This window comes from Flavobacterium ginsengiterrae, from assembly GCF_039539785.1.
GTDB lineage: Bacteria > Bacteroidota > Bacteroidia > Flavobacteriales > Flavobacteriaceae > Flavobacterium > Flavobacterium ginsengiterrae.
This window is the reverse complement of the sequence record NZ_BAABDU010000003.1, coordinates 1,502,790-1,521,846: the sequence shown is the minus strand read 5'-3', so window position 1 is coordinate 1,521,846 and position 19,057 is coordinate 1,502,790. Positions and strand designations below refer to the sequence as shown.

The 19,057-nt window shown below is 33.6% G+C and carries 19 protein-coding genes; 6 read left to right on the top strand and 13 right to left on the bottom strand.

Annotated elements, in window-relative coordinates; all coding sequences use genetic code 11:
• Nucleotides 1-37 precede the first annotated feature (37 nt).
• The 5 genes from ABD859_RS09515 to ABD859_RS09495 are packed head-to-tail and all read right to left on the bottom strand — an operon-like array spanning nucleotide 38 to nucleotide 5,221.
• Nucleotides 38-1,501 (bottom strand): UDP-N-acetylmuramoyl-L-alanyl-D-glutamate--2,6-diaminopimelate ligase, encoded by a 1,464-nt coding sequence (locus tag ABD859_RS09515; protein WP_345143419.1) that lies wholly within the window; start codon nucleotides 1,499-1,501, stop codon nucleotides 38-40.
• Complete coding sequence (locus tag ABD859_RS09510) at nucleotides 1,498-3,507, bottom strand: penicillin-binding protein (RefSeq protein WP_345143417.1); 2,010 nt, start codon at nucleotides 3,505-3,507, stop codon at nucleotides 1,498-1,500. The genes ABD859_RS09515 and ABD859_RS09510 overlap by 4 nt, the downstream gene beginning before the upstream one ends.
• Nucleotides 3,498-3,845, bottom strand: coding sequence for an FtsL-like putative cell division protein (locus ABD859_RS09505; protein WP_012023880.1), 348 nt, complete (start codon nucleotides 3,843-3,845; stop codon nucleotides 3,498-3,500). The genes ABD859_RS09510 and ABD859_RS09505 overlap by 10 nt, the downstream gene beginning before the upstream one ends.
• A 19-nt stretch (nucleotides 3,846-3,864) precedes the next feature.
• Nucleotides 3,865-4,773: a 16S rRNA (cytosine(1402)-N(4))-methyltransferase RsmH gene (rsmH, locus tag ABD859_RS09500; protein ID WP_345143415.1), complete on the bottom strand. Its 909-nt coding sequence runs from the start codon at nucleotides 4,771-4,773 to the stop codon at nucleotides 3,865-3,867.
• A complete protein-coding gene (locus ABD859_RS09495) occupies nucleotides 4,748-5,221 on the bottom strand; it encodes a division/cell wall cluster transcriptional repressor MraZ (protein WP_044047617.1) in 474 nt (157 codons plus the stop codon). The genes rsmH and ABD859_RS09495 overlap by 26 nt, the downstream gene beginning before the upstream one ends.
• 378 nt (nucleotides 5,222-5,599) lie before the next feature.
• On the opposite strand from ABD859_RS09495, the gene ABD859_RS09490 reads away from it, so the two are divergent.
• Entirely contained in the window at nucleotides 5,600-6,364 is a 765-nt protein-coding gene (locus ABD859_RS09490; protein WP_345143413.1) for an alpha/beta fold hydrolase, read from the top strand.
• Between the two features lie 43 nt (nucleotides 6,365-6,407).
• A complete protein-coding gene (yihA, locus tag ABD859_RS09485) occupies nucleotides 6,408-7,028 on the top strand; it encodes a ribosome biogenesis GTP-binding protein YihA/YsxC (RefSeq protein WP_345143411.1) in 621 nt (206 codons plus the stop codon).
• Between the two features lie 121 nt (nucleotides 7,029-7,149).
• Here the strand turns inward: yihA and gldC are convergent, their stop codons facing one another.
• Entirely contained in the window at nucleotides 7,150-7,485 is a 336-nt protein-coding gene (gldC, locus tag ABD859_RS09480; RefSeq protein ID WP_012023870.1) for a gliding motility protein GldC, read from the bottom strand.
• A complete protein-coding gene (gldB, locus tag ABD859_RS09475; RefSeq protein WP_345143407.1) occupies nucleotides 7,485-8,441 on the bottom strand; it encodes a gliding motility lipoprotein GldB in 957 nt (318 codons plus the stop codon). The genes gldC and gldB overlap by 1 nt, the downstream gene beginning before the upstream one ends.
• A 108-nt stretch (nucleotides 8,442-8,549) precedes the next feature.
• Here gldB and nadE point away from each other — a divergent pair, with 108 nt between their 5' ends.
• Together nadE and ABD859_RS09465 are read left to right on the top strand one after the other, a co-directional pair.
• Nucleotides 8,550-9,356, top strand: a complete 807-nt coding sequence (gene nadE, locus ABD859_RS09470; protein ID WP_345143404.1) for an NAD(+) synthase — start codon at nucleotides 8,550-8,552, stop codon at nucleotides 9,354-9,356.
• Between the two features lie 92 nt (nucleotides 9,357-9,448).
• Nucleotides 9,449-10,078: a LuxR C-terminal-related transcriptional regulator gene (locus tag ABD859_RS09465; RefSeq protein ID WP_345143401.1), complete on the top strand. Its 630-nt coding sequence runs from the start codon at nucleotides 9,449-9,451 to the stop codon at nucleotides 10,076-10,078.
• 83 nt (nucleotides 10,079-10,161) lie between these two features.
• On the opposite strand, the gene dnaG is transcribed toward ABD859_RS09465, so the two are convergent.
• The 4 genes from dnaG to ABD859_RS09445 all read right to left on the bottom strand — a co-directional run bounded on the left by dnaG (nucleotide 10,162) and on the right by ABD859_RS09445 (nucleotide 14,716).
• Nucleotides 10,162-12,234, bottom strand: coding sequence for a DNA primase (gene dnaG / locus ABD859_RS09460; protein WP_345143398.1), 2,073 nt, complete (start codon nucleotides 12,232-12,234; stop codon nucleotides 10,162-10,164).
• Between the two features lie 128 nt (nucleotides 12,235-12,362).
• Nucleotides 12,363-13,391 (bottom strand): coiled-coil domain-containing protein, encoded by a 1,029-nt coding sequence (locus ABD859_RS09455; RefSeq protein WP_345143395.1) that lies wholly within the window; start codon nucleotides 13,389-13,391, stop codon nucleotides 12,363-12,365.
• A 58-nt stretch (nucleotides 13,392-13,449) separates the two neighbouring features.
• Nucleotides 13,450-14,169 carry a hypothetical protein gene (locus ABD859_RS09450; protein WP_345143392.1) on the bottom strand — a complete coding sequence of 240 codons (720 nt, stop codon included), beginning with the start codon at nucleotides 14,167-14,169 and terminating at the stop codon, nucleotides 13,450-13,452.
• Nucleotides 14,156-14,716, bottom strand: a complete 561-nt coding sequence (locus tag ABD859_RS09445) for an RNA polymerase sigma factor (protein WP_345143389.1) — start codon at nucleotides 14,714-14,716, stop codon at nucleotides 14,156-14,158. Before ABD859_RS09445 ends, ABD859_RS09450 begins: the two co-directional genes overlap by 14 nt.
• Nucleotides 14,717-14,901: 185 nt before the next feature.
• On the opposite strand from ABD859_RS09445, the gene ABD859_RS09440 reads away from it, so the two are divergent.
• The gene (locus ABD859_RS09440) at nucleotides 14,902-15,627 is read left to right on the top strand and encodes a hypothetical protein (RefSeq protein WP_345143386.1); all 726 of its coding nucleotides are present in this window, start codon (nucleotides 14,902-14,904) and stop codon (nucleotides 15,625-15,627) included.
• Between the two features lie 12 nt (nucleotides 15,628-15,639).
• Here the strand turns inward: ABD859_RS09440 and ABD859_RS09435 are convergent, their stop codons facing one another.
• On the bottom strand, nucleotides 15,640-16,617 hold the full coding sequence (locus ABD859_RS09435; RefSeq protein WP_345143383.1) for a polyprenyl synthetase family protein: 978 nt from the start codon (nucleotides 16,615-16,617) through the stop codon (nucleotides 15,640-15,642).
• Between the two features lie 160 nt (nucleotides 16,618-16,777).
• Between ABD859_RS09435 and ABD859_RS09430 the strand changes: the two genes are divergently transcribed.
• The gene (locus tag ABD859_RS09430; protein WP_345143380.1) at nucleotides 16,778-17,638 is read left to right on the top strand and encodes a hypothetical protein; all 861 of its coding nucleotides are present in this window, start codon (nucleotides 16,778-16,780) and stop codon (nucleotides 17,636-17,638) included.
• 147 nt (nucleotides 17,639-17,785) lie between these two features.
• On the opposite strand, the gene rlmN is transcribed toward ABD859_RS09430, so the two are convergent.
• Entirely contained in the window at nucleotides 17,786-18,838 is a 1,053-nt protein-coding gene (rlmN, locus tag ABD859_RS09425) for a dual-specificity RNA methyltransferase RlmN (protein WP_345143378.1), read from the bottom strand.
• Nucleotides 18,839-19,057: the final 219 nt, after the last annotated feature.

Sequence of the window (19,057 nt, the reverse complement as noted above, 5' to 3'; positions counted from 1 at the left end):
CAATTGTGTGGTGGTATTTGAACTTAAAAATTCTTTATTATTTGTTTAGTTGAACTAAAATTTCTTTTACCGTTTCCATATCATCAAAATGGTGGCGAACTCCATTTATTTCCTGATAAGTTTCGTGTCCTTTACCCGCAATTAAAATGATATCATTTGGCTGTGCCAATTGACAAGCCGTTTTAATAGCTTGTTTTCTATCTGTAATTCTTAATATCTTTTTGTAATTATGAGCTTCAACACCTTGTTCCATTTCGTCGAGAATCACTTCTGGATCTTCATTTCTTGGATTATCTGATGTTAAAATTGCTTTATCACTTAAATCTGTAGCAATTTTTGCCATAATTGGCCTTTTTGTTTTATCTCTGTTTCCGCCGCAACCCACAACTGTAATCAATTGTTCGTTTTTGGTTCTAATATCATCAACCGTTTTTAGAACATTTTCTAAAGCGTCAGGCGTATGTGCATAATCTACAATTGCTGTTACTTTAGAATCAGTTACGATGTATTGAAAACGACCCGAAACACTTTCTAAATCAGACAATAAACGCAACGCTTCAAGACTATCCAATCCTAACTCTACAGCTGTTCCGTAAATTGCTAAAACATTGTAAGCATTAAACGTTCCAATTAGTTTAACCCAAACTTCGTTATCATTGATTTTCAACAATAGTCCTGATAACTGGCTTTCTAAAATGGTTGCTTTAAAATCGGCATAGGATTTTAGCGCATAAGTAAACTTTCTTGCCACAGTATTTTGCAGCATTACTGTTCCGTTTTTATCATCAATGTTAGATAATACGAAAGCTGTTTTTGGCAGAGAATCAAAAAATGATTTTTTTACATCTCTGTATTCTGCAAAAGTTGGATGGTAATCCAAGTGATCGTGCGAAAGATTAGTAAAAATTCCGCCTGTAAAATGTAAAGCTTCCGTACGCTTTTGATGAATTCCATGCGAACTTACTTCCATAAAACAATGCGTTACTCCAGCTTCGATCATCTCATTCAAATAATGATTGATTGTAATTGAATCCGGTGTAGTATGCGTTGCAGGATATTCTTTATCATCGACCATAATTTTTACAGTTGATAATAACCCAACTTTAAAACCTGCTTTTTTAAACAACTGAAACAATAATGAAGCAATTGTTGTTTTTCCGTTTGTACCTGTTACACCAACTAATTTTAGTTTTGAAGACGGATCTTCAAAATAATTAGCAGCCATAAAAGCCAAAGCTGTATTGGTATCTTTTACCTGAACATAAGTAACGTCTTTCTGAATATTTTCTGGAAGTGTATCGCAGATAACAGCTTTTGCTCCTAATTGAATTGCTTTTTCGATATAATCATGTCCATCAGAAAGTGAACCGCGAATAGCCACAAAAACATCATTTGATTCTACTTTCCTGGAATCAAATTCAATTTTCTGGATACTGATATCTGTCGAACCTGTTACAGATTCGATAGCAGCTTTATATAATATGTCTTTTAGTATTTTCACGATAATTCTAATACTATAGTTGTGTTTCTAATTATGTTTTGTCCTGCCTGAATCGATTGATTCTTAACTTTTCCAAATCCGTTGACTTTTACTTTTAAACCTAAATTTTCCAGTAAAGCAACGGCATCCATTCCCGGCATTCCTTTTAAATCAGGAATTTGATTTAATTTTTTATTCGATTCTTTGTCGTATTTATCATAACTGATTTCTTGTTTTGAAATCTTAGAATCCAATTGTTTTATTTTATTGGTAGAAGGCGCATCTGTAAAAATCTTTTGTGCGATTCTTTTAAAAACCGGCCCTGCAACATCGGCTCCGTAATAATTATTCTTAGATGTATTTGGCTTGTGAACTACCACAATACAAGAATATTTTGGATGGTCTGCCGGAAAATATCCTACGAAAGAAGATGCATAATACAAATCAGATTTTCCTTTTACGCCGCCATAATTTACCTGAGCTGTTCCTGTTTTTCCTGCCATCGAAAAATCTTTCGAATACAATTTAGAACCTGTTCCCTTTTTAACTACATTCAGTAATACTGCTTTTACTTTCTTCAATGTCTCTGGCGAACAAACTTTTGGATTGATTACTTCAACATCAAACTTTTTAATGGTTTTATTCCATTCTTTAATTTCAGATACAAACTGTGGCTTTACCATTACACCATTATTGGCAACAGAATTGTAAAGTGCCAGCGTCTGCATTGGTGTAACCGAAACGTTATATCCAAAAGCCATCCACGGAAGTGTAGTTCCTGACCAGTGTTTATCTCCCGGCTGTGGAATGTACGGTCTGCCTTCTCCTTTAAAATGAAGCCCTAGTGTTTTATTTAATCCCCAGCCTTTAATATGGTTTACAAACTTAGACGGGTTACTCTTGTAATTTTCATAAACTGCCTGTACCATAACAGTATTTGATGAAAGTTCGAAACCGCGCGCTAAAGAAACTTTTCCGTAACCACCATTGTGTGAATCACGAACACTTCGTCCGTAATACTTTACTACTCCTCCATGAGTATCATAAACCTTGCTCGTATCTGCTACTTTATCTTCTAAAATCGCCATTAAATCAACTAATTTAAAAGTCGATCCGGGCTCCTGAGATTCGGCAATTGCATAATTTGTAGTTTCATAATACGATCCGTCTTCTGCTCTCCCTAAATTCGAAATCGCTTTTACATGACCCGTTTCTGTTTCCATAACGACAACACAACCATGATCTGCTTCGTAGTCTTCTAACTGTTTCAACAAAGCGTGATGCGCAATATCCTGAATAAAAACATCTATTGTTGAAATTACATCGTAACCGTCAATTGGATCTACTTCGTTTACGTCACGAATTGGTTTCCATTGTCCTTTTGCGATTTTTTGTTTTAAAATCTTACCGTCTTTTCCATTCAGGTAACTTTTAAAAGCCCACTCGATTCCTTTTCCAACTTCAACTCCGGTTGCAGGATCGATTCGGTCGTAACCAATCGTTCTTTCTGCAATTTTTCCAATTGGGTGTTTTCTAACCGTTTCCTGCTCTACAATTATACCGCCTTTAAAAGCGCCTAAATTAAAAAGTGGAAATCCTTTAATTTTTACATATTCGGTATAGCTCAAATTACGAGCTATTAAATAATAACGGTTTTTATTAGCTCTCGCTTTTCTTAATTCCTTTTCATAATATCCTGAAGGTCTGTCTAAAACAGTTTCAAGAGAATCAGATAATGATTTTATATACTTTTCAAAAGTTTCTGTTTTTGGTGCTTTTGCATCAAAACGAATCTCATAATTTGGGATTGACGTAGCCAGTAAACTTCCGTCGGCAGAATAAATATTTCCTTTATTGGCAGGAATTACAAAATTTCTAACCGTACGCTGTTTGGCCAGTTTTCTGTAATAATCTCCTTCAACCCATTGAATATTGGTTAATTTAACGACAATAGCAATTGCCATCAAAAAGATGAAAACTGCTACGAGGTAAATTCTGTAGGATATATGTTTATCGTCTACTGCCATATTCTTTTAAAGAAACTTTTTTCTTCTTCTTTTTTAACTTCTATTTTTACAGGAGGAACTGTCGACGGAAAAATTTGTTTCTCTAACATTTTATCCGAGATGGTTGACTCCATTTTTAATTTCATCAATTCTGAACGTCGATCGACAAATTCTGATCTTAGTTCTTTTACTTCATTGTTCAGCTTTGCTATTTCAAATACTTTCTGCTCGTATCGCTGTGTATTTGCAATCATCAAAATCGCCAGCAGAATTATAAAAACAATGAATCGCCAGTTTTTTACGGCATCATCGTTGATTAAAAATCTTGCCTTTAATATGCTGAATACTCCACTTTTCATTTCTACCTATATATATGTATTATATTTTTTCAGCAATTCTCAATTTAGCGCTTCTCGCTCTGTTGTTTATTTTGATTTCTTCATCATCCGGAACGATCAGTTTTCCTATTGTTTTAAACGGCACCGAATAGTTTCCGTAAAAATCTCTTTCTGGTTCTCCTTCAAACATTCCGTTTTTAATAAATCTTTTTACCAGTCTGTCTTCAAGAGAATGGTATGAGATTACTGAGAATCTTCCGCCTGGTTTTAAAATCTCTAATGACTGCTCAATAAATTCTTTTAAAACATCCATTTCCTGATTTACCTCAATTCGAATGGCCTGATAAATCTGAGCCAGTATTTTGTTTCGAACTTTCTCTGGTAAATATTTTTTAAGAACTTCTTTTAATTCGTCTGTTGTTTTAATCGGCCTGTGCTGTCTCGCTTCTACAATTGTTCTTGCTAAAACAGGCGCATTTTTCAACTCCCCATAATCAAAAAAAACACGACGCAAATCCTGTTCTTCATATTCATTTACCACCCGGTAAGCATTTAAGTCATTTTTTTGACTCATCCGCATATCCAGCTCGGCATCGAATCGGGTTGAAAAACCTCTTTCCGGAACATCAAACTGATGTGATGAAACTCCTAAATCGGCCAAAATTCCGTCAACCGCTTTAACTCCGTGAAAACGCAGAAATCTTTTTATAAATCTGAAGTTTTCATTAATCAGCGTAAATCTTTCGTCTGGCAGTGCATTTGCCAGTGCATCTTCGTCCTGATCAAAAGCAAACAATTTTCCGTTTGGCCCTAAACGTCTCAAAATTTCTTTTGAGTGGCCTCCGCCTCCAAACGTTACATCTACGTAGATGCCGTCTGGTTTAATATCTAAACCATCAACTGTTGGATGAAGTAAAACCGGATTATGATATTCCATTGTCGTCGTCATTAATATTTCCCATTACTTCCTCGGCTAAATCAGCAAAATCCATATCTTCGCCGCTTATTGATTTTTCGTATAAATCTTTATCCCAAATTTCCACAATATTAACCGCAGATGAAAAAACAACATCTTTAGAAATACCAGAAAACGTTACCAAATCTTTTGGCACTAACAATCTTCCTAATGCATCAATCTCTACCACTTTTACGCCGGCAGTAAATCTGCGAATGAAATCATTGTTCTTTTTTACAAAACGATTCAACTTGTTAATTTTCGCCATCATCAAATTCCACTCATCCATTGGATACAATTCTAAACACTGCTGAAAAACAGAGCGCTTCAAAACAAAACCGTCCTGAAGCGAGGAAGCCAATTGCTTTTTTAAAGGCGCAGGTATCATTAACCTCCCTTTAGCATCGACTTTACACTCATATGTTCCTACAATTGTATTCAAGAAAAACCACTTAACATGTTATACAGCAAAAATATAAAAAAAAATACCACATATTACCACAAAATACCACTTTGTTGATAAGTTTAACCATTTTATTACCACTTTGCATAAACATTAAATAATCAGCCGTTTAGATATTAATCAGCTCACAGAATGATTCTTTTAACAATTAAAAATTTTAAACATCATTTCTCTTAAAAAATTAATTATAATGCAATGAATTTAACATTTACATAATATAACAAAAACCATTCTAAAAGCTGATTTTTAAACAGTTATAAGTTCTACTAAAATTATGTAGTTAAAAAATGGCGGCAAAAATTCATTTTTGTTTATTAAACCCTATATTTGTCGAAATTGAAATTGGCATTAGATTAGATGGACAAACACTATAAAAAAGAAGGCAAATACAGCTATTTTGAAGCTGGAGAAGGTACACCTATCGTTATTCTGCATGGGTTAATGGGAGGTCTAAGTAACTTTGATGGTGTAGCACAATATTTCCCAACAAAAGGATATAAAGTTGTTATTCCGGATTTGCCAATATACACACAAAGCATTTTAAAAACGAATGTAAAAAGTTTTGCTAAATACGTTAAGGATTTTATCACTTTTAAAGGTTTTGACAAAGTAATTCTTCTGGGAAATTCTCTTGGAGGGCACATTGCATTGTACCACACAAAACTTTATCCTGAAAAAGTAGCAGGACTTGTAATCACAGGAAGTTCAGGGCTTTATGAGAGCGCAATGGGCGACAGTTACCCACGAAGAGGCGATTATGAATACATTAAAAAGAAAGCCGAAGATGTATTTTATGATCCAAAAATTGCAACTCCGGAACTTATAGATGAAGTATATGCGACTGCCAATGACCGCATAAAACTAATCAAAACTTTAACAATTGCCAAGAGTGCAATTCGTCATAATATGGCCAAAGATTTACCAAAAATGGATGTGGAAACCTGCATTATTTGGGGTAAAAATGACTCGGTAACTCCGCCAAATGTTGCTGAGGAATTTGACAAATTATTGCCTAATTCAACTTTGTATTGGATTGACAAATGTGGACACGCTGCTATGATGGAACATCCTCAGGAATTTAATGAAATTCTTGAAAAATGGCTTACCGAAAAGAATTTATAGCATCTAACTTTCGATTTTAAAGGAGGTTTTAAAACCAAAAAACATGAAAATTAATACCGCCGAATTTATTGTCAGTAATTCTGATGCATCAAAATGCCCGAAAGATTTTTTACCGGAATACGCATTTATAGGCCGATCTAACGTTGGTAAATCATCTTTGATTAACATGATTACCAATCATAAAAACTTAGCAAAAACATCTGGAAAACCAGGAAAAACACAGCTGATAAATCATTTTAAAATCAACAATAACTGGTTTTTAGTCGATTTGCCAGGTTATGGTTACGCTAAAGTTTCTAAAAAAACAAAATCTGTTTTCCAGCAGTTTATTACTGATTATTTTGAAAACAGAGAGCAGTTGGTATGTGCTTTTGTATTGATAGATATTCGCCATGAAGCTCAAAAAATAGACATTGAATTTATGTCGTATATGGGCGAAAGCGAAATTCCTTTTTGCATTATTTTTACAAAAGCAGATAAAATAAGCAAAGGAAAAATTGATTCGCATATTGCTGCTTACCGCAAACAAATGTATGCTAACAACTGGGCAGAAATGCCTCAATACTTTGTAACTTCATCAACAGAATCAATTGGCAAGGAAGAACTTCTTTCTTACATTGACGAAGTAAATCAGGAAGTTTTTAAGAACAACTCAGAGTTCTAAAAATGAAATTCCAATTTTAAAACTCCAAACTTTTTAGAACTGGAGAATTTCATCAATAAAAAATCCCAAATTCCACTCTAATAATTGGAATTTGGGATTTTAAATATTTTTGGAATTTCTACTATTTAGTAAGTTCCAGTTTTTCTGCAAAGTAATCGCAGAAATCTTTCATTGTATCTGACATTTTTTCGTCATCTGTTGCACGTTTAAAAGTATCAGCCATTGCAACTAATGTCTGGTGGAAGAAAATTTTCATTTCGTCTACCGGCATATCTTTTGTCCATAAATCGATACGCATAGTTTCCTGCGCTTTACTGTCCCAGATTGACAACATAATAGCTTTTGCTTCTTCTGCAAGAACTCCGCCGTCTTGTGCACTCCATGTTAATTTTTCCGGAACACGGTTTTCGTCTAATTCGACATTGAATTTAATTTCTGATTTTATTGTATTTGACATTATTTCTTAGGTTTATATTTTGACTTTTCGAAAATTTCTTTTGCGTTTACTTTTAATAATTCCGACAGGGAAACATTATTGTTTTTCATATATGAGCGAACAATCTGCCATCCTATCCATGCGCCCACTCTTCCCGGAGAATCGTTATCTATTTCAAGATAGAATTTAGAAAACGGAGCCGGTGCTATAAAACGTGTTGTTAATTTAGGATCTAAACTGTACAGCATTTCGTTTTCAAGAAAATAACGCCACATATAGTTTTCATTTTCTTCACACCATTTTATCTGTTCAGACGAATAACCCATTTTTTCGGCATCTGTATATTGAGGCAGAAGTAAATCTTTTGCGTATAATTCTTTTCCTTCAAAAATCATTTGAGAAATCAAGTTTTTATCAGGATATGCCGGAATGTTTCTATAAGTAAAACTCGAAACTACATCTGGCATAATTTGTTTTTCTTCAAAATTGTATTTAATGTAATTTGGAAATTCATAGAACTTATGATCTTTTCCTAAATACAATTCCAGCGCTACAATTACAAGGCTGTCTGCATAAATTGCTTTTGTATTATAATCCATTTCACCAATTATGGTAATCACTTTTGGTGTTTTTGTTTTTGGAAAATAATATTTTACATGTTTAAAAAGCTCATTAAACTCTTCACGTACAGGCTCAAAATTGGCGTATTTTTTCTGCACTTCTTCATAAACTTCTCTCCAAATAGGTTCCTGCATTTTTTGCAGCCAGACATTATCGTCATTCCCTTCCGGAAAAAAGAAAGGATATTGTTTTTTTACTTTAGCGAGATCTTCTGGTTTGGTTTCAAAAAACACCTTGTCAAAACGTTCTACTTTAATATCAACCGGAATTTCTTCAACCTCTTTTTCAACCTTTGTTTTTTGGTCACAAGACAAAAAAAACAAGCACAGAACCACTACAAAGCGATAAATTTTCATTTTATTTTAATTAGATTTGTGTTGCTGGAATTTAAATACATATATATAGTATGTACTTAAAAATAATTCTGCAAATATACATCCCTGTATCTTAAAACTTGAACTATTATGGCTAAAAAAAGCACAATTCAAACAGAAAAAGTAAATACACATATTGTTGAATGGTTAAAAAACTATGCAGCTAACGCAAAAGTGAATGGTTTTGTTATTGGAATTTCGGGCGGAGTAGACTCTGCAGTGACTTCTACCCTGTGCGCACAGACCGGTTTACAGGTTTTATGCGTAGAAATGCCTATTCATCAAGCTGAAAGTCAAGTTTCTAGAGGAAGAGAACATATTGAGCAGCTAAAAAAGCGTTTTCCAAATGTTTCGAGTGTACAAACTGATCTAACTTCTACTTTTGAAGCTTTTAAGAGCGTTGTGCCAACCTCAAAAGATTCAACAAAAGTTAATTTATCATTAGCCAACACAAGAGCGCGTTTAAGAATGACTTCTCTATATTATTTAGCAGGAATTCACGGGCTATTAGTAGCAGGCACAGGCAATAAGGTCGAAGATTTTGGTGTAGGATTTTATACAAAATACGGAGATGGAGGTGTTGATTTGAGTCCGATTGCCGATTTAATGAAATCTGATGTTTATGCTCTTGGAGAGTTTTTAGCCATTCCAAATTCAATTTTAACGGCTGCTCCAACCGACGGACTTTTTGGCGATAACAGAACAGATGAGGACCAATTAGGCGCAAGTTACGACGAACTTGAGTGGGCAATGTTGGCCGCGGAGTCAGGAAATACGGCGGATGACTTCATGGGGAGAGAAAAATCTGTCTTTGAAATTTATAAAAGATTAAACACCAGTAATAAGCATAAAATGGACCCAATTCCAGTTTGTTTGATACCAAAAACGTTAAAATAAATATTTTAACATTTGTCTGCAATTAATTACAGAATTTATTTATTAATTTTACAGTTCCAAAAACATGATAACAATTCTAAAAAGGTAAAATTATGATTAAAGTATGTCTTGCAGACAATCATCCTGTGACTCACTTTGGCGTTAAGTCTTATTTTAAAGACCACGATCAAATTTCAATTGTTGCCAACGTAGGCAATTTTTCAATGGTTAGAGATATTCTTCAAACGAAGGAAATCGATATTCTAATCTTAGATTTAGAATTAGAAGGTCTTTCTAGTATCTTCGAAGTTAAGTCTATCCTGAAAAATTTCCCAAAAACAAAAATTGTAATTTTCAGTGACTTGGCTGAGCAAATGTATGCTCCAAATGCTATTAAAGCTGGAGTATCCGGGTATGTACACAAAACAGAAAAACTTGAAACTTTAGGTCTTTCTATTGTAAAAGTACACGAAGGAAAAATTATCATCAACGAAACTGTTCGCAAAAACATGGCCCTTATTGCTAAACAAAGCAAAAGCGAACGTTTATACAGAAAACTTTCTAACCGTGAAATCGAGGTTTTACGTTATTTAAGTGATGGTAAGAAAAACAATGAGATTTCTAAAATCTTAAGTCTGAACGAAAAAACGATCAGTACTTACAAATTAAGATTACTAACGAAATTAAATGTTACTAATTTAGTTGACTTAGTAAACAAAGCTAAGACTTTAGAAATTATTTAATTTGATGGTATCCTGATTGTTTATTCAATCATCAACCATAAAAAAAGCTCTATATTGTTAATCACTATAGAGCTTTTTGATTTTTATCCGCCGTGGTACGGCACCACTACCCTTCCTAATTTTTTAGAAAAATTATTGAGCAGTTTAGAATAATCAACTACCATTGATAATACTTCCATACTGTCCTGCTCCGGATTTGTAAGCAATGAGGTTTTTAATTCGTGAATTATTTTTGAAACCAAAAACCAGCGCATAGAAAATATTGTATCAGATACATTTTGTTCTATCGTTTCGTTTTTATGTTTCGGAAAAATATTCTGGCCTTCCCAGTTATGAATGGTCAGTCTTTCATCTTCCATCAAAATATTTGTCACTTCCTGAGCAAATTCAGGTTGTAAATGCATTAAATATTTATCTAAGCTAAAAGTTTCATTTTGATTATAAAAATCAATAATATTGGTAAAAAGATTCTGAAATAATACGTTGGACAATTCTACCTCATCTTCCTGAAGACTTAAATATATTTTTTCGTATACTTTATATTTTCGCTTTTCAGAAACCTCTTTTACATTTCCTTCTTCATCGGCTTTTAAGAAAACATCTTCAAAATCCTCCAAAACACTTCCGTACAAAAGAAGCAGTTCTATAATTTTTCTCTCAAAAACATACAGAATATCTACTTTTTCTGCTTGTTCCGGAGAATACGGCATATCTCCAGGATAATAATCATCTGGCGGTCCAGTTCTTGGATCTTCCGGATCTCCACCTGAAAAGCCGGCATTTTTTGGATTTTGGTTTCTAACTACTTCAAAAGGTTTTTGCTCCTGTTTTTGCTTTTTATTAGCGTCGGCAATATCTTTTTGAATTAATTGCGCCAGTGTACTTACCAAAACCTGCTCAGAAATATCCATAATTCTGGCACATTCCTGAACATAAACTTCACGCTGGATACGGTCTGGTATTTTAGAAATACTCACGACCATATCACGAATCAGATCGGCTTTTTTGATAGGATCATTTTTAGCTTCACCCATCAAAATAGAAGCTTTAAACTGAATAAAGTCTTTGCTGTTATTTTCCAGATACGCTACAAGATCATCATGAGAATTTTTTCTGGCAAAACTATCCGGATCTTCTCCATCAGGGAAAGCACAGACTCTTACGTTCATTCCTTCTTCAAGAATCAAATCAATTCCGCGGATAGACGCTCGCAAACCCGCCGCATCTCCATCAAAAAGCACTGTAATATTTCGGGTAAGACGATTTACCAATCGTATTTGATCCGGCGTTAAAGCCGTTCCTGATGATGCTACAACATTTTCGATTCCGGCCTGATTAAACTGAATTACATCGGTGTAACCTTCAACCAGATAACAGTTATTTTGTTTGGCAATGGATTGTTTGGCCTGAAAAATTCCATAAAGGACTTTACTTTTATGGTAAATATCACTTTCGGGTGAGTTTAGGTATTTGGCCGCTTTTTTATCGTTGGTTAAAATACGTCCTCCAAAACCTAAAACACGTCCGGACATACTATGAATTGGAAACATAACACGACCTTTGAATCGGTCAAACGGGCGATCTTCTCTTGGAATTGTTAAACCTGTACTTTCTAAAAATTCCAGTTTATATCCTTTTCCAAGTGCTTCTTTGGTTAAAGCATCCCAGGTTTCAGGGGAATATCCTAATGCAAATTTTTTGATGGTTTCGTTTGTAAAACCTCTTTCTTTAAAATACGATAAACCTATAGCTTTTCCTTCTTCAGAATTTACTAAAACATCCTGAAAATATTTAGCCGCAAATTCAGAAACCAAATACATGCTTTCGCGAACATCAGTCATAGCTTTTTCTGCTTCTGTCTGTTCGGTTTCTTCAATTTCTATATTGTATTTTTTTGCCAGATAACGAATGGCTTCAGGATAGGTAAATTGTGAATGTTCCATTAAAAAGGCCACAGAATTACCTCCTTTTCCTGAACTAAAATCTTTCCAGATTCCTTTTGCCGGCGATACCATAAATGAAGGCGAGCGTTCGTCTGAAAACGGACTCAGACCTTTAAAGTTACTTCCGGCACGTTTTAAATTGACAAAATCGCCAATAACCTCCTCTACACGAGCAGTTTCAAAAACGGCATCTATTGTACTTTGTGAAATCAAAACGTAAATTATTTTTTAAAAATTCGAGCCTGTAAAAATACGCAAATCCAAGCTGAATTTTTGCTATTAAAATAAAAAAAGTGTCTCTTTCGAAACACTTTTTCCACTAACTAAACTCAACTTTATATTTAATTTAAATCGAGACGTAATCCTAAAGAAATATTATTTTCTTTGACTAAATTATCCTGAAACAATGGATTTAAATCGTATTTGAAATACAAACTCAAATCTCTGTAACCAATATAAGAACTAAGACCGTATATAAAATTATTTACATTATAATCGCCTTTTATTCTGGTTTTGTATTTCAAATCTTCTTCTTCAAATTTCAGGATTTGTTTTGATTTTACATTGATTCCGGTATAACCTCCTATTCCAAAACGGAAACTTTTATGAGTTTTGAAATATGTTTTTCCATTGCTTTGAACGGGTCTTGTAAAATCAAATTCTAAATGTACAGGCAATACTAAATACACGTTTCTAAAACGGGATTCGGTTAAATGAATAGGGTTTATTTCCAGATTGGTCTGGTCTCCGTTTACTACAAAACTTTTATTTTCTGTTGCACGAATGTTATTGTACATTAACGAAAGTCCGTATTTAGCATGAAGTAAATTATCATTTTTCATTAATCTTGAATTATAGGTAAAACCCCATTCATAAAAATGCGAACCTATAAAACTGTATTTGGAATCCTGCAGTTTTCCGTCGGCCAGCATATTGTTTAAACCCATGGCAAAAACAAACTGAGAAGTAGTTCTTTTTTCGCCGCGAATAGAATCTCTGTCGTGTTTATACGATTTCCATCGAATCATGTAGATCTTTGCAGAATCTTCTTTTATTTTCCCGTCAACTTTCTTCTGAACTAAGTCATTTAACTCATTTTGGGCCAGAGTTACTTTTTCTTCTATAATTACAGCTCTGGCTTCGGCCAATTCTTTTTTGCGTTTATCAGCCTGTTCTTGTGTGATTTTACCTTCTGACAGCTGCACATTTATGGCTTCGATTTCTTGTTTTAAAGCTTCTTTTTCTTCTTTAGTAATTTTCTCGATTTTATTGGCAATTCTTTTTGCCTCAGACTCAAAAGTTTCCTGTCCTATTACTTTGCTTACTACTAAAAAGAAGAAAAGTATAAGATAAATGGTAAAATTTTTCATGATTGATTGTTTTAAATTGATTGAATATTTGATTGATGATGATTGTACTTATAATTTGTTATTTTTTTTCCTCCTGATTTCTGTTAGACAAAGCCACTTTAACTTCCTGAAGATTTTTGTTTACTTTGGTAATTACTTTTTCTCTAAAAGATAACTCAAGTTCGCCGTCGACCTGATTAAGTAAATCTGAGGCGTTTATTTTTACTTTTGCTTTTTTGATTTTATTTGAATTTTCTGCCATGACCTTATTTTCGGCATTTTCCAGCAATTGGTCTATGTTTTCTTTTTTAGAATTTTCGGCAATTACAGTTTGATTGATGTTTGTTGATTGTTTTTCCTGATTGTTTTTGATGATTGAAGACTCCGCAATTTGATTTGATTGTTTTTGAAGAATTGTTTTTGTTTGCTGATTGGGCTTTTTTTCTTCTTTATTTAAAATTTCTTTCGAAGGATTTTCTAAAACTGCTATTCCCGTCTGAATTGAATCGCCAGTATTTACAAGCGGTTTTTCGACAGAATCTTTTCTGATTTCTTTTTCTGTTACTGCATTTTTAGGAGATTCAATTGTATTTTCTTTTTGATTAAAAAAGATCGTCGCAATCAATAAAAAACCTATAAAACTTGCTGCAACATACAGCCATTTTCTGTTTTTCTTTGGTTTCTTTTCTTCAGCAACACTCAACATGGCATCTAATCGATCCCAGGTTTTACTGCTTGGCTCAATTTTGCGCTGATTTAGTTTATCACGGAAATCCTTTTCAAAATTATTCGGTTCCATTATCTTGTTTTTTTAAAATAGTAATTTGTGTTTGCAGCATCTTTCTGGCGTGTGATAATTGCGATTTTGATGTTCCTTCATTAATACCTAACATCTTTGCAATTTCATTGTGTTTGTAACCTTCTATTGCGTATAAATTGAAGACCATTTTATAACCATCGGGCAGAGCATCTATTAAATACTGAATTTGTTCTACGGTAAACTGGCTGTCAATTTCATTAAAACTTTCTTCGGTAAAAAATTCATCTTCGGCAAATTGTACTTTCTTTTGAACTCTTAAATACGAAATGCATTCGTTTACCATAATCCGCCTTATCCATCCTTCAAAACTGCCTTTGTGTTCAAAATTTTTCAGGTTTGTAAACACTTTCATAAAAGCGGTTATCATTACATCTTCTGCCAGCTGAATGTCCTTTATATACTGCCGGCACACGCTTAACATTTTCGAAGAAAACTTACTGTAAATCTGTTGCTGCGCCTGACGATTATTTTCGACAGCGAGCTTTATGATTTTAGCTTCTTCTTGATGTAACTGAATAATTTTCATTAATAAGCGTTTGGTTTTGGTTTTAGAAACAGACTTCTATTAGCATAGACGCATAGAGTTTTAAAATGGTTGCATGAGGTGGAAAAAAAATCAAATTTTTAAAATTCCAAATTCCAAAAATTATGCTAGTTTTTATTTTTTTTGTAGGTTTTTATCTATATTTTTGCAGGATAAAATTGATTATAATGACAGAGAATATCCAACTTTACCCTGATATCGAGAACGTTTTCATTGACAAAACATTAGGCATTTTTTTCAAACCTCTTTTAACAATAAAAACGTTAATTGATGGTGAAGATTATCATATACATATAGTTTCAACAGATGGTTTCTTTTGTAAAAATCAATACAAATATTCTGAAAACAATTTTTTTGGCTTTAAATATATTAACGGAAAATATGAATTTTTGGGCGAGTTATCAGTTTTTGATGATTATGAAAAAATTTACCAACTTCACAATGCTTTAGAAGAAGATTTTACTCAAAACAGAGACCTCTATTTAAAAGAAAAAAGAACTGTAAATGACTATTTAGAAAACATACTTCCACATTTAGAAAAAAATAGTTTTTACAATTTTTCAAATGCAGAATATTATGCAGAAGCATTTTACAGCTATAATTTTACGAAATATTTCTATAAAAAATTTGGCGTTCATAAACACATATCTGTCATAACCGAAAATTACGGTAAAAATACTGATCCTTTTTTATTAGATAAAAACGAAGCCCTTTGCATTCTTGAAGAGTTTCTAATCAATATAAATCACAATTTAAAAAATGATTATCAACTTAATCAAAACATGCTTGTTGGCGCGACAGAAAGTTCTCGATTTATGTCAATTATAAGAGATGGAATAGTATTTTCATTATTAGACACATCAAACAAAATTGTTTATATCCTTGAATATTAAACCTAACAGAAACTATTTTTTTCTTTCAATAACGTAGTTTACCATTAAGGTAAGTGCCGCTTTGAATTCAGAATCCGGGTAATTATTTAAAAGCGAAAGTGCTTCTTGCTGGAATTCGACCATTTTGTTTTCGGCGTAAGCCAAACCATTATTGTTTTTTACAAAGGCAATAACTTCTTTTACGCGTTTTTTGTCTTTGTTGTGGTTTTTGATGGAGTTTATCAGCCACTTTTTTTCCTGCGGCGTACAGGTATTTAAAACGTGAATTAAAGGCAGTGTCATTTTTTGCTCTTTAATATCGATTCCGGTTGGTTTTCCAATAGCTTCTTCGCTGTAATCGAATAAATCATCTTTGATTTGAAACGCCATTCCAATTAATTCGCCAAACTTACGCATGTTTTCTACCTGTGCATCATCTTCAATTACGGCTTTTGCTCCAAGCGCACAACAGGCGGCAATAAGTGTTGCTGTTTTTTTTCTGATGATTTCGTAGTAAACATCTTCGGTAATATCAAGTCGGCGGGCTTTTTCAATTTGAAGTAATTCACCTTCGCTCATTTCGCGAACGGCAACCGAAATAATTCTTAAAAGATCAAAATCGCCATTATCGATCGATAAAAGCAATCCTTTTGAAAGTAAATAATCTCCAACCAGAACTGCAATTTTATTTTTCCAAAGCGCATTAATTGAGAAAAATCCGCGGCGGCGATTACTATCGTCAACAACATCGTCGTGAACTAAAGTCGCCGTATGAATAAGTTCAATAACTGAAGCACCACGATATGTTCTCTCGTTTACAGTACCGCCAGAAACCATTTTTGCCGTAAGAAACACAAACATCGGACGCATTTGTTTTCCTTTTCGGTTTACAATATAATAGGTAATTCTGTTGAGTAAGGCAACCTTAGAGGTCATCGATTCATGGAACTTTTTTTCAAAAAGTTCCATCTCGGCAATAATGGGCTGTTTTATTTGTGAAGTAATATTCATTTCGATTCCAAATATACTATTTTAAATAAAAAAACGTTGTCTATTTTATGTTAGTATATCAACAATTTCAATACTAATTTAAAAAACAATCCAAAAACACCTCAATCTAATACTAATTTGAATTCATTAATTAAAAGTAAAACCAAAAAAACTATTTATTATGAAAACAAAATTTTTATTAATTGGAACATATATCGCTTTATCACTATTTACAAGTTGTAATTCTGATGAAAACACAAATGACGGAACGAGCAAGGTAATTACAAACGATGAAATTATTGCTAATGCCAAAATAGATGCCTCAATAGATGATGTTACGAATATTGCTGAAGATCAATTTAGTGCTCAGCTTAATATTAATAACAAACCTGCCGGAAACATTAAAAACTTTTTGCCTAGCTGTGCTGTTATTACAACAGTTTTAACGAATAATACGTTTACCAAAACGGTAGATTTTGGCGTGGACGGATGTACACTTGATAACGGAAACACGGTAAAAGGAAAAATGGTAGTTTCATTTTCTAATGATTTTTCGGCTTCTACACAGACTATTAGTTATACTTTTGAAGGATTTTATCATAACGGAAAAAAACTTCAGGGAAGCAAAAGCATTGTTCGAACTGTAAAATCTACTGATTTACTTGCAGAAGCGCATCCGGTTTCTACCGCCGAGATTGATTTAACTATTACTTTTGATGACGGAAGTGTTTACAGCAGAAAAGGTTCTCTTGTAAAAGAAATGACTGCGGGTTACAACACTTGGTTTAATTGGGAAGATAATGTATTTGTAGTAACCGGAAGCGGTACAACTACACTGCCAAACGGAGATACTTTTTCGGCAGAAATTACAACTCCTTTAGAATTTAAGGCTTCATGCAGAAAATCATTTGCTGTAAAAGGTGTGGTTTCTGTAACTAAAAACGGGGCTTCGGCTGTTATTGATTATGGCAGCGGAGATTGCGACACGCTGGCTAAAGTAACCAAAGACGGCGTAACAGAAGAAATCGATTTGAAAAAATAATTCCCTTTTTGCCCAGAAAAAAAGCATTAAAGACAAGATTCACCCTCGTTTTTAATGCTTTTTTAGTTACCATCAATATCAAATGTCCCGATGGAACATAATTCTACATTGTCTCTATTTTTTTTCTACTAATGAGATCCTAGCAGATTATATTGTTTCTGCTTCTTTGTTGGCTAATTGTCCGCAGGCCGCATCGATGTCTTTTCCGCGGCTTCTTCTTACTTTCACTACAACACCAATATTTTCAAGTGCTTTTATATAAGCCATAATCGATTCTTCTGAAGCTTGTTGAAATTCTCCGTCATCGATTGGATTGTACTCAATTAAATTGACTTTACAAGGCACATATTTGCAGAATTTCACTAAAGCATCTACAGAAGCTTTATCGTCATTAATTCCTTTCCAAACCACATATTCGTACGAAACTTTGCTTTTTGTTTTTCTGTACCAATATTCTAATGCTTCTCTTAAATCTTTTAAAGGAAAGTTTTTGCTGAAAGGCATAATCTTCGCGCGGGTTTCATCAATCGCAGAATGCAGGGAAACGGCCAGTTTAAACTTCACTTCATCATCGGCCATTTTTTTGATCATTTTCGGAATTCCCGATGTTGAAAGCATAATACGTTTTGGCGACATTCCTAATCCTTCTGGCGATGTAATCATATCAATCGCTTTAATGACATTATTATAGTTCATTAAAGGTTCTCCCATTCCCATAAAAACAATATTTGAAAGCGGATGATTATGATACAAACGACTTTCTTTATCGATTGCCATAATCTGATCGTAGATTTCTCCCGGCTCCAGATTTCGCATACGTTTTAATCTTGCTGTTGCACAGAAATTACAATCTAAACTACAGCCCACCTGACTCGAAACGCAGGCTGTTGTTCTGGTTTCGGTAGGAATTAAAACAGATTCTACCACTAATCCGTCATGCAGGCGTACAGCATTTTTTACTGTTCCGTCGTTACTGCGCTGCATGGTATCTACCTTAATGTGGTTGATAACAAAATTTTCTTCGAGCATAGAACGTGTTGATTTTGCAACATTTGTCATATCCTCAAAACTATGTGCTCCTTTGCTCCACAGCCACTCATAAACCTGATTTCCACGAAACGCTTTGTCATTATTAGCAACAAAAAAATCTCGTAACTGATCTTTTGATAAGGCTCTTATATCTTTTTTCTCAATTTGCATGCTGCAAAGTTAATCACTTTTGTCATTTTTTCTGCCTTTTAGATGCTTTCTTAGTTTTTATACCAAAATATTTCTTCGCTGCTGCGCTAAACATCCAACACACTAGATAACAATCATTTAATTATTTACTATCATTTTCAGAGAAACGAAAATGAGACTCTAGAAACTTCGTTACCCTTTACTATAAGAATTTAATAACAGTTTCCTCATGATTTTTAT

Excerpts from the sequence above, each read along its gene's own strand:
- ABD859_RS09510 (WP_345143417.1), bottom strand. The coding sequence starts at position 3,507 with ATGGCAGTAGACGATAAACATATATCCTACAGAATTTACCTCGTAGCA.
- ABD859_RS09505 (WP_012023880.1), bottom strand. The coding sequence starts at position 3,845 with ATGAAAAGTGGAGTATTCAGCATATTAAAGGCAAGATTTTTAATCAAC.
- rsmH (WP_345143415.1), bottom strand. The coding sequence starts at position 4,773 with ATGACGACGACAATGGAATATCATAATCCGGTTTTACTTCATCCAACA.
- ABD859_RS09490 (WP_345143413.1), top strand. The coding sequence starts at position 5,600 with ATGGACAAACACTATAAAAAAGAAGGCAAATACAGCTATTTTGAAGCT.
- yihA (WP_345143411.1), top strand. The coding sequence starts at position 6,408 with ATGAAAATTAATACCGCCGAATTTATTGTCAGTAATTCTGATGCATCA.
- gldC (WP_012023870.1), bottom strand. The coding sequence starts at position 7,485 with ATGTCAAATACAATAAAATCAGAAATTAAATTCAATGTCGAATTAGAC.
- gldB (WP_345143407.1), bottom strand. The coding sequence starts at position 8,441 with ATGAAAATTTATCGCTTTGTAGTGGTTCTGTGCTTGTTTTTTTTGTCT.
- nadE (WP_345143404.1), top strand. The coding sequence starts at position 8,550 with ATGGCTAAAAAAAGCACAATTCAAACAGAAAAAGTAAATACACATATT.
- ABD859_RS09465 (WP_345143401.1), top strand. The coding sequence starts at position 9,449 with ATGATTAAAGTATGTCTTGCAGACAATCATCCTGTGACTCACTTTGGC.
- ABD859_RS09455 (WP_345143395.1), bottom strand. The coding sequence starts at position 13,391 with ATGAAAAATTTTACCATTTATCTTATACTTTTCTTCTTTTTAGTAGTA.
- ABD859_RS09450 (WP_345143392.1), bottom strand. The coding sequence starts at position 14,169 with ATGGAACCGAATAATTTTGAAAAGGATTTCCGTGATAAACTAAATCAG.
- ABD859_RS09445 (WP_345143389.1), bottom strand. The coding sequence starts at position 14,716 with ATGAAAATTATTCAGTTACATCAAGAAGAAGCTAAAATCATAAAGCTC.
- ABD859_RS09440 (WP_345143386.1), top strand. The coding sequence starts at position 14,902 with ATGACAGAGAATATCCAACTTTACCCTGATATCGAGAACGTTTTCATT.
- ABD859_RS09435 (WP_345143383.1), bottom strand. The coding sequence starts at position 16,617 with ATGAATATTACTTCACAAATAAAACAGCCCATTATTGCCGAGATGGAA.
- ABD859_RS09430 (WP_345143380.1), top strand. The coding sequence starts at position 16,778 with ATGAAAACAAAATTTTTATTAATTGGAACATATATCGCTTTATCACTA.
- rlmN (WP_345143378.1), bottom strand. The coding sequence starts at position 18,838 with ATGCAAATTGAGAAAAAAGATATAAGAGCCTTATCAAAAGATCAGTTA.